Here is a 14,447-nt window from a genome sequence, read left to right on the forward strand (position 1 = left end):
TCGCTGTAAGAGCGAAACCAATAGCCGCCGTGACCGCAGCAACGGATATGCCCCCCACCCCAAAAGAACAACAGAACACTTGCGACCCCCAATTTTCTTTGCTAGCTTCTCCAAAAATGTTAACGATAACATTCGCTCTAAAAATAAAAACAAAACAGAGATCCTAGCCATGAAAACGCTCCCGAAAACCCTGTGTTTGCTGGCCCTGAGCATCACCCTGGGCACCGCCACCCTGGCGCAGGCCGACACCAAACCCGCGCCCATCCGCATCGGCGCGTCCTTCCAGGAAATCAACAACCCCTACTTCGTCACCATGAAAGACGCCCTGCAGGAAGCCGGTGCGACGATCGGTGCGCAGTTGATCATCACCGACGCCCGTCACGACGTCTCCAAGCAAGTCAGCGACGTCGAAGACATGCTGCAAAAAGGCATCGACATCCTGCTGATCAACCCCACCGACTCGGTAGGCGTGCAATCCGCCGTCAAATCCGCCCACGCCGCCGGTGTGGTGGTGGTCGCGGTGGACGCCCAAGCCGAAGGCCCACTCGACTCCTTTGTCGGCTCGAAGAACTTCGACGCCGGGTTCCAGGCCTGTGAATACCTGGCCAAGAACATCGGCAACAAAGGCAATATCGCCATTCTCGACGGCATCGCCGTGGTGCCGATCCTGGAGCGGGTGCGCGGTTGCAAGGAGGCGGTGGCCAAGCACCCCGACATCAAGATCGTGAGCATTCAGAACGGCAAGCAGGAACGTGATCAGGCGCTGACCGTCACCGAAAACATGCTCCAGGCCCAACCCACCCTCAAGGGTATTTTCAGCGTCAATGACAACGGCTCCCTCGGTGCGCTCTCAGCCATCGAAGCCAGCGGCATGGACGTCAAGTTGGTGAGCGTCGACGGTGCGCCCGAGGCGATCAAGGCGATCCAGAAACCCGGCAGTAAGTTCATCGCCACCTCGGCGCAGTTCCCACGGGATCAGATCCGCCTGGCGCTGGGCATTGCCCTGGCCAAGAAGTGGGGCTCGCAAGTGCCCGCCAGTATTCCGGTCGACATCGCCCTGATCGATCAGGCGAAGGCCAAGGACTTCAGCTGGTAAACCGTCCAGGCCCCACGCACGTCGTGGGGCACAGGGCACGCTTCTGAACGAGAGGTCGGCGGCATGAGCAGTCTTCTGCAGTTGGAAAATATCTGTAAGCGCTACCCGGGGGTGCAAGCCCTCAAGTCCATCAACCTGCAAGTGGAACGGGGCGAGATTCATGCCTTGCTCGGGGAGAATGGTGCGGGAAAGTCGACCTTGATGAAGATCCTCGGGGGCGTTGAGCATCAGGATGAAGGGCGGATTCTGATCGACGGCCAGGCGCAGCAGTTCGCGACGTATCGCGATGCGATTGCCGCCGGGATTGGCATCGTGTTCCAGGAGTTCAGCCTGATTCCTTACCTCACGGCGGTGGAAAATATCTTCCTCGGCCATGAGTTGAGCAACCGCTTTGGCCTGTTGCGCAAGCGCGAGATGGTTGAGGCGTCTGAAGCCTTGTTCAAGCGTCTTGGGGTGACCATCGACCTGCAATGTGCGGTCAAGCACTTGAGTGTGGCCGAGCAACAGTTTGTCGAGATCGCCAAGGCCCTGGCCCTGGATGCGCGGTTGTTGGTGCTCGATGAGCCCACCGCAACCCTCACGCCGAGCGAAGCCGAGCTGTTGTTCGAGATCATGCGCGAGCTCAAGCGCCAGGGTGTGGCGGTGATTTTTATCTCTCACCACCTGGAAGAGATTTTCCAGGTCTGTGATCGCATCAGTGTCTTGCGTGACGGCGGCAATGTCGGCGTCACCGATGTGGCTGACAGTGATATCGACCGGCTGGTGGAAATGATGGTGGGCCGGCGCCTGGCGTGTAATTTTCCGCCCAAGCCAACCACCGAGCGCGGGCCGTTGTTGCTGGAGGTCAAGGACATCCAGCTGGTGCGCAACGGGCCGCATAACCAGTTCCAGTTGCACAAGGGAGAGATCCTCGGCTTTGCCGGCCTGGTGGGCTCCGGCCGTACCGAGCTGGCCCTGGGCATGATGGGCGCACTGCCGTCGGTGAGCAAAGACGTCTGGTTGCGGGGTGAGCACGTCACGTTGGACGACCCGGCCCAGGCCCTGGCCCACGGCATCGGCCTGCTGCCGGAAAGTCGCAAGAGCGAAGGGCTGATCACCGACTTCAGCATTCGCGAAAACATCTCGCTGAATAACCTGAGCAAGTACCAGGGTGCCAGCGGTCTGATCGACAAAGGCAAGGAATGCGCCAGTGTCGATGACTTGATGCGACAACTGTCGATCAAGGCCCCCAGTGGTGAGAGCCGGGTGTTCAACCTCAGCGGCGGTAACCAGCAGAAAGTGGTGATTGCCCGCTGGATCAACCATCACTGCGACGTGCTGGTGTTCGACGAACCCACCCGTGGCATTGACGTCGGTGCCAAGGCGCAGATCTACACGCTGATGCGCAGCCTCACCGAACAGGGCTACGCGATCATCATGATTTCCTCGGAGCTGCCGGAAATTATCGGCATGTGCGACCGCGTCGCCGTATTCCACAAGGGCGCCATCGTCAAGGTGCTGGAAGCGTCCGCCGTCAACCCACAAGAGGTCATGCGCCATGCAACAGGGGGCTCAAGTGAATACGTCCATTAATGCCGTCGACACCAGCCGACTGCGCCTGAACCTGGCGCGGCTGATTCGCTCGCCGGCGTTTTATCCCTTTGTCGGGTTGCTCGTGGTGACGTTGGTGATGATCTTCGCCAGTGACAACTTCCTCACCGCCAGCAATCTGTCGAACATTGCCCGCCAGGTGTCGATCAACGCGATTATCGCGGTTGGCATGACCTGCGTGATCCTCACCGGCGGCATCGATTTGTCGGTGGGACCGGTGATGGCCTTGTCCGGCACCTTGACCGCCGGGTTGATGGTCGCCGGCTTGCCGCCGGGGCTGGCGATTGGTGCCGGGATGCTGATTGGCGTGGCGTTTGGCATCGGCAACGGCTTGTTCGTGGCGTACCTGCACATGCCGCCGATCATCGTCACCCTGGCGACCATGGGCATCGCCCGTGGCTTTGGCTTGATGTACACCGATGGCTACCCGATTTCCGGCTTGCCGGAGTGGTTCGGATTCTTCGGCCGCGAAAGCCTGTTCGGCATCGAGGTGCCGATCCTGATCATGCTGGTAACTTACCTCGCGGCCTATGTGCTGCTGCAACACACGCGGATCGGCCGTTATATCTACGCCATTGGTGGCAACGAGGAGGCGGTGCGTTTGTCCGGGGTGCGGGCGGCGCGCTTCAAGTTGCTGGTGTACGGCATCAGCGGCTTGACCGCTGCGATTGCCGGGTTGGTGCTGACCTCACGCCTGATGAGTGGCCAACCGAATGCCGGGGTTTCGTTTGAACTGGACGCGATTGCGGCCGTGGTCCTCGGCGGCGCCTCGATTGCCGGTGGGCGCGGGGTGATTGTCGGCACCTTGCTCGGGGCGATGCTGCTGGGGGTGCTGAACAACGGTTTGAACATGCTTGGGGTGTCGCCGTACGTCCAGAGCGTGATCAAGGGCGGGATCATTTTGCTGGCGATCTTTATCAGCCGTCAGCGCCACAAGTAAGTGAACAACGTTTTCTCGACGCGGCCCGCTGGCCGCGACGGGTTCCTTCATGCTCAAGAAAGGTCAGAACACCATGGAAAAGCACAGCGAAATGCAAGCCGTCGTTTGCCACGGCCCGAAAGACTACCGCCTGGAGCGCATCAGCAAACCCCAGGCCCGTCCCAATGAATTGGTGATCCGCATCGCGGCTTGCGGGATTTGCGCCAGTGATTGCAAATGCCATTCGGGCGCGGCGATGTTCTGGGGTGGCGACAACCCGTGGGTCAAGGCGCCGGTGGTGCCGGGGCATGAATTCTTCGGCTACGTGGTGGAAGCGGGCGAGGGCGCCGAGGAACACTTCGAGGTCAAGGTCGGTGACAAGGTGATCGCCGAGCAGATCGTGCCGTGTGGCAAGTGCCGTTTCTGCAAGTCAGGCAAGTATTGGATGTGCGAAGTGCACAACATCTTTGGCTTCCAGAAGGAAGTGGCCGAAGGCGGCATGGCCCAGTACATGCGTATCCCCAAGACCGCCATCGTGCACAAGATTCCGGAGTCGGTGTCGCTTGAGGATTCGGCGTTGATCGAGCCGATGTCCTGCGCGATCCACACCGTCAACCGTGGTGAAATCCAGCTCGATGACGTGCTGGTGATTGCCGGCGCCGGCACCCTGGGCCTGTGCATGGTCCAGGTGGCTGCACTTAAGACGCCGAAGAAACTGGTGGTGATCGACATGGTCGATGAGCGACTGGAACTGGCGAAAAAGTTTGGTGCCGATGTGGTGATCAACCCATCCCGGGATAACGCCCGCGAGATCATCAACGGCCTGACCGATAACTACGGTTGTGACGTGTACATCGAAACCACCGGCGTGCCGGTGGGCGTGACCCAGGGCCTGGAACTGATCCGTAAGCTGGGGCGTTTTGTCGAGTTCAGTGTGTTTGGTGCCGAGACCAGCGCCGATTGGTCGATCATCGGCGACCGCAAGGAGCTGGACGTACGCGGCGCGCACCTGGGGCCGTATTGCTACCCGGTGGCCATCGACCTGTTCGAACGCGGCCTGGTGACCTCCAAGGGCATCGTTACCCATGATTTCCCGCTGGATAACTGGGCCGAAGCGTTCGACCTGGCCAACTCGGTGAAGTCGATCAAAGTGCTGTTGAAACCGGCGCAGTGACCATGGACTACGTCATCGGTGTGGACATCGGTACCCAGAGTACCAAGGCCCTCCTGGTGGATGGCCAGGGCACGATCATCGCCCAGCACAGCCAGGGTTATCGGGTGGATACCCCGAAAGTGCGCTGGGCCGAGCAGTGGCCACAGGTCTGGCTGGAGGCGGTGGAAGCGTGCGTCGCCCAGTGCATGGCCAAGGCCGGCGTGGCACCGGTGCAGGTCAAGGCGTTGTGCATCAGTAGCCTTTACGGCGGTTCGGGTATTGCCGTGGATGCAACCATCAAACCGTTGCATCCGTGCCTGATCTGGATGGACCGGCGTGCCGGTGAGCAAGTGGAATGGGTGCGTGAGCATGTGGATCTGGAGCGCCTGTTTCAGATCACCGGCAACTCGGTGGACAGCTATTACGGGTTCACCAAGATGCTCTGGCTCAAGCAGCACCAGCCCGACGTCTGGGCCAATACCCGTTACCTGCTGCCGCCCAACAGCTACATCAACTATTGCCTGACCGGCGAGTTGGCGGTGGATCACAGCAGTGCCGGCAATATCGGCGGGGTCTACGACGTGGCGCGGCGCGGTTGGTCCGCCGAGATGCTGGCGGCGCTGGAGATCCCCCTGGCGATGATGCCCGAGCGGTTGCTGTATTCCGGCGAAGTGGTGGGTGGTTTGCTGCCGGAATGGGCGCAGCGTTTGGGTTTGCAGGCGGGGATGCCGATCCTGGCGGGTGGTGTCGATGCGGCTATGGCCACCCTGGCGGCCGGGGTGACGCGGCCGGGCAATCATGTGGCGATGATCGGCACCAGCATGTGCTGGGGTTATCTCAACCAGCAGGTGGATGCACGGCATGGCCTGGTGAGCATGCCCCATGTCTATAACGGGCATCAGGACCTGTACATCTTCGGTGGGGCAATTACCGCCGGGGCGTCGGTCAGCTGGTTTCGCGAGCAGTTTTGCCAGGCTGAGGAACAGCTGGCGCAACAGACCGGGCAAGACAGTTTGTGGCTGCTGGAACAGAGCGCCGCGAAGATCCCGGCGGGCAGTGAAGGGCTGTTGTTCCTGCCGTACCTGATGGGGGAGCGCAGCCCGGTGTGGGATGATCGCGCCAGTGGCAGTTTTGTCGGTTTGAACCTGTATCACAGCCGTATTCACCTGTATCGCGCGGTGCTGGAAGGGGTGAGTTTTGCTTTGCGTCACAACATCGAGGCGGGGACTCGTGGGGCGCATTCCCTTGATCCGCGATTGATTGTGGTGGGTGGGGCGAGCCATTCGGATTTGTGGATGCAGATTATTGCGGATGTTACCCACTACCCGGTTTACACCATTGTTCAGGAGGTGGAGGCGGCATTGGGGGCGGCGTTGTTGGCGGCGCATTCGGTGGGGTTGGTGGATGAGGCCGAGATGGATAAGGGGTGGGTGCAGTTGGAATTGAGGGCGCAGCCGGAGAGTAGGAATGTCGAGGCCTATGACCGGGCATTTGAGGACTACTTGAGACTGTATCCGGCGTTGAAACCGGTGATGCATAGCTTGCAAAGCAGCTAAGTGAACATCGATCTAAATGTGGGAGCTGGCTTGCCTGCGATAGCAGTTGTAGCCGCTGCTGAAGAATGAAGCTGCGATGGGCTGCGTAGCGGCCCCAAGGCGGCGGTCCTGCGGACACGCATCGCAGCCTCGTGCCTCGGCAGCGGCTACAACTGCTATCGCAGGCAAGCCAGCTCCCACATTGGATCTCCATCGTTTTAGAGATCGTGAACCATGAACGCCACTTTTGATTTCACCCACCACCGCATCCTCGTCACCGGCGCCAGCAGCGGCATCGGTCGGGAAATCGCCCTGCAACTGATCGCCAGCGGCGCCCAGGTCTTCGCCCTCGGCCGTGATGCCCTGGCGCTGTCCCAACTGGGCTGCGAAACCCTGTGCCTGGACATCGCCAACAGCGCCGCCCTGGACCTGGCCCTGCAAGACTTGCCGCCGATGCACGGACTGGTCAATTGCGCCGGCATCTCACGTCTGGAACCCGCCGCCGCTATCAGCAGCGAGGCGTTCGATCAGGTCATGAACGTCAATGCCCGCGCCGCGGCCCAAGTCGCCAGCCGGGTGGCCGCCGCGATGATCAAGGCGAAAATTTCCGGCAGCATCGTCAACGTCTCCAGCCAGGCCTCATTGGTCGCGCTGGAGGATCACCTCGGCTACTGCGCCTCCAAGGCGGCACTGGATGCGATCACTCGTGTGCAATGTGCTGAATGGGGGCGTTTCGGGATTCGGGTCAACAGCGTCAACCCCACCGTGACCTTGACGCCCATGGCGCAAATGGCCTGGTCGGATCCGGCCAGACGCGATCCGGCGTTGGCGGCAATTCCCTTGGGACGCTTTGCGCAAACGGTAGAGGTGGCATTACCGGTGCTGTTTCTGCTGAGCGATGCCGCGAGCATGATCAGCGGTGTCAGCCTGCCGATCGACGGTGGTTACACCAGCCGCTAGCCGTTCTCCAACTTGCCGGAAATTACCACCTTGTCTCGTGGTTTGTGGGGGTCTTCAAGACGGTCCAGCAGCAGCCTTACCGCGCTGCTGCCGGCCAGCGAGGCGTCGTGGGCCACGCAGGCAATCGGCACGCCAAAGATGTCGGCGAAGGGCAGGCGGTCGATGCCGCAGATGGTCAGGCTTTCGTGGGGAATATTGTGCATGCGCAACGCACGCAGGGCACCGAGGGTGATCAACTGGTTGAAGCCCATGATCGCGTCCGGCGCCGAGTGTTCGGCCAGGTAGTCGAGGGTGTGCAGGTAGGAGGGCATGAGTGTGTAGTCACCGGCCTGCACTTCGACGTGCACCTGAGGGTGCTCGGCCAGTACTTCTTGCAGGCCTTTGAGGCGTTCCACGGTGATGCGCGAATGTTCTGGCCCGGTCAGCACCAGCAGGCGCTTGAGATCCGGCGTCTGGCGCAGCAGGTACCGCGCGGCCTCGATGCCGCTGTGGTAGTTGTCCAGCACCACGCGGCTGAACGGGCTGTCGTGGATCGTGCGATCGAGCAACACCACCGGGGTCTTGCCGTTGCCCAGGCGTTCCAGATAGTCGGGCTGGTAGCTGGGCTCATCGGAAACCGGCGACAGGATAATCCCCGCCACGCGGTACCCAAGCAAGGTGTCGACGGCCTTGCTTTCCAGTTCTTCCAACTCGTCGGTGTCCACCAGCATGATGGTGTAGCCGTGCTTTTTCGCTTCCCGGGAAATGGCCTTGATCATCTCGCTGTAGAACGGGTTGTCCACCGAGGCGGTGATCACCCCGATGATCAGGCTTTCGCTGCGCTTGAGCCCACGGGCGAAGGCGTTGGGCACATAGTCCAGCTCCCGCGCAACCTCAAGGATCCGCGCCAGGGTGGCGGGCTTGACCAGGTCAGGTTTGCTCAACGCCCGGGACACCGTGATGGTGGTCATGTTGACCCGTTTGGCGATGTCGCTGATGGTGACGGACTTTTTCTTGTTCATCGAGAGGTGGGACCAGAAGAAAACAGTAGGAGGCTAGCATGTGCGCCGGTTCAAATCACCGGATCCCAGCGTTGCGACCAGTCACTCTCTGCCTTGACCACGCCTCGCAGTAGTTCGAGGGCCTGTTGCAACACTGCCGAATCCCGTTCCCGGGAATACACCAGGTAGGTGGGGAAGCTGAACTCCGGCGCCTTGGGCACCCGCTCCATCACGCCGTTGTCGAGATAGTGTTGTACCACCCGCGTGCGGAAATACCCGGCGCCGCCGTTTTCCAGGATGTACTGCAAGGCCACCGGCCCGAGGTTGAAACTCAGGGCGGCGCGGGCCTTGTCCGGCAGGGCGGCGTCGTGTTGCTGGCGAAAGCCCGGGCCCCAGTCGATGTAGACGTAGGGTTGTGGCTTGGCCACCAGGCGGACCTGGATCAGTTTTTCTTCCAGCACCTGTTCCACCTGTAGCCCCGGCCAGTACTGCGGCTGGAACACCAGTGCGGCGTCCAGCACCCCGAGTTCCAGCTGGCGCAACAGGTATTCGCCTTCGCGGATTTCGGTGCGCAGGGCGTGGCCGGGAATGTGTTCGCGCAGGGCCTGGGCCCAGCCAAGCATCAGCGGGCTGCACAGACTGACTTCGCCGCCGATGTGCAGCACGTTGCGATAGCCGTCGGGCAGTGGCAGGTCGCGCCGGGCGGCTTCCCAGGTTTGTACCAGCTGGTTGGCGTAGACCACGAAGGCCTCGCCGTCCGGTGTCAGGCGGGCACCGGCACGGTTACGTACGAACAGGGTACTGCCCAATTGGCCTTCCAGGTTTTTCACCCGGGCGGTAATGGCGGTCTGAGTGACGTGCAATTTCTCGGCGGCGGCGGCCAGGCTGCCGCAGCGGGTGATTTCGAGGAAGGTGCGTGCCAGTTCGATGTCCATGGGAGTCCCGGATTTGAAGGGGGGACATTGTAGAGCGATGCGCGATTGGAATGCGATCAGTGTGGGAGCTGGCTTGCCTGCGATGGCGGTGGAACATTCAAAATTGCCATCGCAGGCAAGCCAGCTCCCACAGGTGATTGCATTTCAGGTCGGGGTTTTCGGGGTTTGCAGGTGGTCGGTCGGAAAGGCCTTGGCATACACCTGGCACACCCGCAGTACCTGTTCATCGGCAAACCGCGCGCCCACCACATGCAACCCCACCGGCAGCCCATTCGCCGCCAGCCCGCACGGCACCGAAGCGGCCGGTTGCTGGGTCAGATTGAAGGGATAGCTGAACGGCGTCCATTCCATCCATTCCCCCAGCCCTGAACCTGGCGGCACGTTGTGCCCCGCTTCGAAGGCCGTGATCGGCATCATCGGCGACACCAGCACATCGTAATGTTCATGGAACGCCGCCATGCGCGCGACCAGAGCGGCCCGTGCTTGCAGTGCGGCGCTGTAATCGCTGAGGGTGAGCTGTTCGCCCAGTCGGGCAATGCGCAGCAGGCCGGGGTCAAGCAGCTCACGCTGGGCGCCGGCCAATGGCCTGGCCAACTGCGCTGCACCGGCAAACCATAAGGTATTGAACACCTCCAGCGGATCACTGAATCCCGGATCAATCTGTTCAACATGGGCACCCAATTGCCTTAACCCTTCGACCGCCTGGGCGACCACCCTGGCCACCTGTGGGTCCACCTTCACATACCCGAAGTTCGGGCTATAGGCGACACGCAGCCCCTTCAAATCCGCCCCGGCTTGCAACCACGGCGTGGTCCGTGGTGCGCCGATCAAGCCGTCCCGTGAGTCGGGCTGCGCGATGGTCTGCAACATCAGTACCGAGTCTTCCACGGTGCGGGTCATCGGCCCCAAATGCGACAAAATAGTCATGGAACTGGCCGGCCACTGCGGCACATAACCGAAGGTCGGCTTGAGGCCGAACGTGCCGGTAAACGCGCAAGGGATCCGGATCGAGCCGCCCGCGTCGCTACCCTGGTGCAGCACACCCAGATTTAATGCCGCCGCCGCACCGGCGCCACCGGATGAGCCACCTGCCGTCATGCGGGTGTCCCAAGGGTTGCGGGTGATGCCGTACAACGGGTTGTCGGTGACGCCTTTCCAGCCGAATTCCGGGGTAGTGGTCTTGCCCAGCAAGACCGCGCCGGCCTTGCGCATAAAGGCCGAGAAGGGTGCATCCACCTCCCATGGACCGTCGGCCGAGGTGGTGCGCGAACCCTTGCGGGTGGGCATGCCGATTGTCGGCGTCAGGTCCTTGATCGACGAGGGTACGCCGTCCAGCGCGCCGCAAGGTTCACCCTTGAGCCAGCGCTGTTCCGAGGCCCGTGCAGCGTGTAGAGCGCCTTCGGGATCGACATGGCAGTAAGCGTTGACCGTCGGGTTATATCGCTCGATCCGCAGCAGCGTGTCTTCGGTGACTTCCACGGGTGACAGGGTCTTGTCGCGATAGTGAGCCAGCAGTTCAACCGCCGTCAGGTTGGCGATCTGCGTCATAGGGCACCTCCTTGCGCCGCATTGACCATGGCCCGCAGCAATACCGCACAGCCCGCCGCCAGATCATCCGGCGCGGCGTTTTCGATTTCGTTGTGGCTGATGCCGCCTTCGCAGGGCACGAAGATCATGCCTGCCGGCCCCAGCTCGGCGACAAAAATCGCGTCATGCCCGGCGCCACTGACGATGTCCATATGGCTCAGGCCCAGGGCATTGGCACCATCGCGTACGGCGTTGACGCAGGCAGGGTTGAAGTCCAGCGGCGGGAAGTCGGCCGTGGGGGTCAGTTCAAAGGTCAGGCCGTGTTGCCTGGCAGTGGCCTCGATCACCTGGCGCACCTCGTCGACCATGGCTTGCAGCTTGTCGGCATGCAGGTGCCGCAGGTCGATGGTCATGTGTACCTGGCCAGGAATCACATTGCGCGAGCCAGGATGCAAACTCAGGCAACCAACGGTACCGCAGGCGTGGGGCTGTTGCTCATGGGCGATACGATTCACCGCGCTGACCACTTGCGCGGCACCCACCAGGGCGTCCTTGCGCAGGCGCATGGGCGTGGGGCCGGCGTGGGCTTCGACGCCGGTGAGGGTCAGGTCGAACCACTTCTGGCCCAGGCAACCCATGACCACACCGATGGTGGTGGCCTGATCCTCCAGCACCGGGCCCTGTTCGATATGCGCCTCAAAATATGCGCCCACCGGATGGCCGAGCACAGCGCGGGAACCGGCGTAGCCGATGCGTTGCAATTCGGCGCCCACCGACAGGCCTTGCTCGTCCTGTTTATCGAGGGTGTCCTGCAGGTCGAACTTACCGGCGAACACCCCGGACCCCATCATGCACGGTGGGAAGCGCGAACCTTCTTCGTTGGTCCACACCACCACCTCAATCGGCGCCTGGGTCTGGATATTCAAATCGTTAAGGGTGCGGATCACCTCCAGGCCGGCCATCACCCCATAGCAACCATCGAACTTGCCGCCCGTGGGTTGGGTGTCGATATGGCTGCCGGTCATCACCGGCGGCAGGTTTGGATCAAGTCCGGGACGGCGGGCAAAGATATTACCGATGGCGTCGACGCTGACGCTGCAACCTGCGGCTTCGCACCACTGTACAAACAGGTCGCGGGCCTGGCGGTCCAGGTCGGTGAGGGCCAGGCGGCACACGCCGCCCTTGGGTGTGGCGCCGAGGCGGGCGAGGTCCATCAGCGACTGCCACAGGCGTTCGCGGTTGATCAGCGGGGCGTTACTGGTGAGCGGTTGCGACACACTATTCATCAACAGTCTCCGGTCAGGCACTCAGGGCCAAATAGCGGTTCTTGATCGTCGGGTCGGCGCGAAAGGCGGCGGCGCTGCCTTCGTACACCACGCGGCCTTGTTCGAGGACGTAATGACGGTCGGCGAGCTTGTCGCAGACCATCAGGTTCTGTTCCACCAGCAACACGGGAAGGCCGTCGTCCTTGACCTTGCGCAGGATCTTCACCAGTTCGTCGACGATCACCGGGGCCAGGCCTTCGGTGGGTTCATCGAGGATCAGCAGCTTGGGATCGTTGAGCAGGGCACGGGCGATGGCGAGCATCTGTTGTTCGCCGCCGGACAGCGCGTGGCCAGCGTTTTTGCGGCGTTCCTTGAGGCGCGGGAACATGCCGTAGACATCCTCCATCTGCCAGCGGCTGGTTTTGCGCACCGCGATGCGCAGGTTTTCCTCGACGGTCAGCAGGCGGAAAATCCCACGGTTTTCCGGCACCAGCGCCAGGCCCTGGCGAGCGATCTCGAAGATTTTCTGACCCACCAACGGCTGGCCATTGAAGTGAATCTGGCCCTGGCGTGGGCAGATAATCCCCAGGATGCTGCGCAGGGTGGTGGTCTTGCCGGCACCGTTGCGCCCCAGCAGGGTCACCAGCTCACCGGGGTTGACGGTCAGGGACACGCCTTCAAGGACGTGGCTCTTGTCGTAGTAGGAGTGGATATTGTCGACGGTCAGCATCAGGCGGCTTCTCCCAAATAAGCAGCGCGCACACGCTCATCGGCGCGGACGAATTGCGGTGTGCCTTCCACCAGAATCTGCCCATGACTCATCACAGTGATGCGTTGGCTGATGGACATGACGATGCTCATGTTGTGTTCGATCAACAGCACGGTGTGATCGCGGCCGAGGTCGCTGATCAGTTGGGTCATGATCGGGATGTCGTCGATGCCCATGCCCGAGGTGGGCTCGTCGAGCATCAGTAATTTGGGTTTTGAGCAGATCGACATGCCAACCTCCAGCACCCGCTGCTGGCCGTGGGACAACTCCCCGGCCAGGGTGTCGGCGCGGGCGGTGAGTTGCAGGCGTTCCAGCACCTGGTCGGCCATTTCCAGGTGTTCGCGTTTGCTATCGACCCGGCGCCAGAAGTTGAGGGCTTTGGCGCCATCGCGACCTTGGGCCGCCAGGCGCAGGTTTTCCCGCACACTGAGGTTCTGGAACAGGCTGGTGAGCTGGAATGAACGCGCCATGCCCAGGCCGACGCGGCCGTGGGCGGGCTTGTGCATCAGGTTCTTGCCGTCGAAATGGATCGCCCCGGCAGTGGCCTGGCGTTCGCCGGTCAGGCAATGAAACAGGCTGGTCTTGCCGGCGCCGTTGGGGCCGATGATGGTATGGATGGTGCCGGTCTCGACCTTGAGGTTGACGCCGTTCACCGCGTGGAAGGCGCCGTAGGCCAGTTCCAGGTTTCGGGTTTCCAACAGGATGCTCATAGCAGCGTCTCCTTGCTCACGACACGGGCCTTGCGGCTGCCGCGCAGGCGTTCGAACAGCGCCGACAATCCGCCCCATAACCCGCCGCGCATAAAGATCACTACCATGATCAGGATCACCCCCAGCAGCATCAGCCAGCGCGGCCACAGGTCGGAGAGAAAGTCCCCCAACAGCACGATGGAACCGGCCCCCAGCAACGAGCCGAACAGCGAGCCGGTGCCGCCGACGATGGTCATGATCAGAATGTTTTCGGACATCGCCAGGTCGATATTCGACAACGGTACAAAGTGCAGCAGCATGGCGTACAGCGCACCGGCAATCCCGGTGACCGCGCCGGACAGCACGAACACCAGAATCTTGAAGTGGCGGGTGTCGTAGCCGATGGCGCAGGCGCGGGTTTCGTTTTCGCGGATCGCCATCAGCGTGCTGCCGAACGGCGAGGCAATCACCCGGCGGGCGCCGATGAAGATCAGCAGGAACAGCACCGCGACGAAGCCATAGAAGGCTCGGGCATCGGTCAGGGACAGCAGCACGCTGTCACCGATGCGGATCTCGGGGCGCGGCACGCTGAGCAGGCCATTGTCGCCGCCGGTCCAGTCGCTCAGGGTGTAGGCCACGAAGTAAGCCATCTGACTGAAGGCCAGGGTCAGCATCACGAAGTAGATGCCGGTGCGCCGGATCGCCAGGGCGCCGACTAAAAAGGCCAGGAAACCACCGGCGACCGCAGCGCCCAACAGCGCACTGAACAGGCCCAGTTGCAGGTGGATCATCAGCAGCGCCGCGCAATACGCACCGGCGCCGAAGAAGATGCCTTGGCCGAAGGACAACAGCCCGGTGTAACCCAGCAGCAGGTTGCAGGCGAGGGCGGCCATGGCGAAGATCAGGATCTCGGTGGCCAGGGTTGCCGAGGGCAGGATCAGCGGCAAGCCGACCAGCACTGCGAGCACTAACAGCAGCATGTAGCGCGACTGGGTCTTGGCGAACGGCAGGGGATTTTTCTCGCTCATG

At 61.9% G+C, this 14,447-nt stretch carries 13 protein-coding genes; 6 read left to right on the plus strand and 7 right to left on the minus strand.

Annotation, left to right across the window (positions count from 1 at the left end; all coding sequences use genetic code 11):
* Window positions 1-169: 169 nt before the first annotated feature.
* The 6 genes from GNF76_RS24435 to GNF76_RS24460 all read left to right on the plus strand — a co-directional run bounded on the left by GNF76_RS24435 (window position 170) and on the right by GNF76_RS24460 (window position 7,253).
* Complete coding sequence (locus GNF76_RS24435) at window positions 170-1,096, plus strand: substrate-binding domain-containing protein (RefSeq protein WP_155585647.1); 927 nt, start codon at window positions 170-172, stop codon at window positions 1,094-1,096.
* 63 nt (window positions 1,097-1,159) lie between these two features.
* Complete coding sequence (locus tag GNF76_RS24440; RefSeq protein WP_155585648.1) at window positions 1,160-2,668, plus strand: sugar ABC transporter ATP-binding protein; 1,509 nt, start codon at window positions 1,160-1,162, stop codon at window positions 2,666-2,668.
* Window positions 2,634-3,626 carry an ABC transporter permease gene (locus GNF76_RS24445; protein ID WP_155585649.1) on the plus strand — a complete coding sequence of 331 codons (993 nt, stop codon included), beginning with the start codon at window positions 2,634-2,636 and terminating at the stop codon, window positions 3,624-3,626. Before GNF76_RS24440 ends, GNF76_RS24445 begins: the two co-directional genes overlap by 35 nt.
* Window positions 3,627-3,699: 73 nt before the next feature.
* Window positions 3,700-4,779, plus strand: coding sequence for an alcohol dehydrogenase catalytic domain-containing protein (locus GNF76_RS24450; RefSeq protein WP_155585689.1), 1,080 nt, complete (start codon window positions 3,700-3,702; stop codon window positions 4,777-4,779).
* A gap of 2 nt (window positions 4,780-4,781) precedes the next feature.
* Complete coding sequence (locus tag GNF76_RS24455; protein WP_155585650.1) at window positions 4,782-6,314, plus strand: FGGY-family carbohydrate kinase; 1,533 nt, start codon at window positions 4,782-4,784, stop codon at window positions 6,312-6,314.
* A gap of 213 nt (window positions 6,315-6,527) precedes the next feature.
* Window positions 6,528-7,253 (plus strand): SDR family oxidoreductase, encoded by a 726-nt coding sequence (locus tag GNF76_RS24460; protein WP_155585651.1) that lies wholly within the window; start codon window positions 6,528-6,530, stop codon window positions 7,251-7,253.
* On the opposite strand, the gene GNF76_RS24465 is transcribed toward GNF76_RS24460, so the two are convergent.
* The 7 genes from GNF76_RS24465 to GNF76_RS24495 form a co-directional block, all read right to left on the minus strand.
* The gene (locus tag GNF76_RS24465; RefSeq protein WP_155585652.1) at window positions 7,250-8,254 is read right to left on the minus strand and encodes a LacI family DNA-binding transcriptional regulator; all 1,005 of its coding nucleotides are present in this window, start codon (window positions 8,252-8,254) and stop codon (window positions 7,250-7,252) included. The two genes, GNF76_RS24460 and GNF76_RS24465, sit on opposite strands and share 4 nt — an antisense overlap.
* A gap of 50 nt (window positions 8,255-8,304) precedes the next feature.
* Complete coding sequence (locus tag GNF76_RS24470; protein ID WP_155585653.1) at window positions 8,305-9,168, minus strand: LysR family transcriptional regulator; 864 nt, start codon at window positions 9,166-9,168, stop codon at window positions 8,305-8,307.
* Window positions 9,169-9,312: 144 nt separating this feature from the next.
* A complete protein-coding gene (locus tag GNF76_RS24475) occupies window positions 9,313-10,716 on the minus strand; it encodes an amidase (protein ID WP_155585654.1) in 1,404 nt (467 codons plus the stop codon).
* Entirely contained in the window at window positions 10,713-11,981 is a 1,269-nt protein-coding gene (locus GNF76_RS24480; protein ID WP_155585655.1) for a Zn-dependent hydrolase, read from the minus strand. Before GNF76_RS24480 ends, GNF76_RS24475 begins: the two co-directional genes overlap by 4 nt.
* A 13-nt stretch (window positions 11,982-11,994) precedes the next feature.
* Window positions 11,995-12,690 carry an ABC transporter ATP-binding protein gene (locus GNF76_RS24485; RefSeq protein WP_155585656.1) on the minus strand — a complete coding sequence of 232 codons (696 nt, stop codon included), beginning with the start codon at window positions 12,688-12,690 and terminating at the stop codon, window positions 11,995-11,997.
* Window positions 12,690-13,439, minus strand: coding sequence for an ABC transporter ATP-binding protein (locus GNF76_RS24490; protein ID WP_155585657.1), 750 nt, complete (start codon window positions 13,437-13,439; stop codon window positions 12,690-12,692). The genes GNF76_RS24485 and GNF76_RS24490 overlap by 1 nt, the downstream gene beginning before the upstream one ends.
* Window positions 13,436-14,446, minus strand: a complete 1,011-nt coding sequence (locus GNF76_RS24495; protein WP_155585658.1) for a branched-chain amino acid ABC transporter permease — start codon at window positions 14,444-14,446, stop codon at window positions 13,436-13,438. The genes GNF76_RS24490 and GNF76_RS24495 overlap by 4 nt, the downstream gene beginning before the upstream one ends.
* Window position 14,447 lies beyond the last annotated feature (1 nt).

Source organism: Pseudomonas spelaei (assembly GCF_009724245.1).
GTDB lineage: Bacteria > Pseudomonadota > Gammaproteobacteria > Pseudomonadales > Pseudomonadaceae > Aquipseudomonas > Aquipseudomonas spelaei.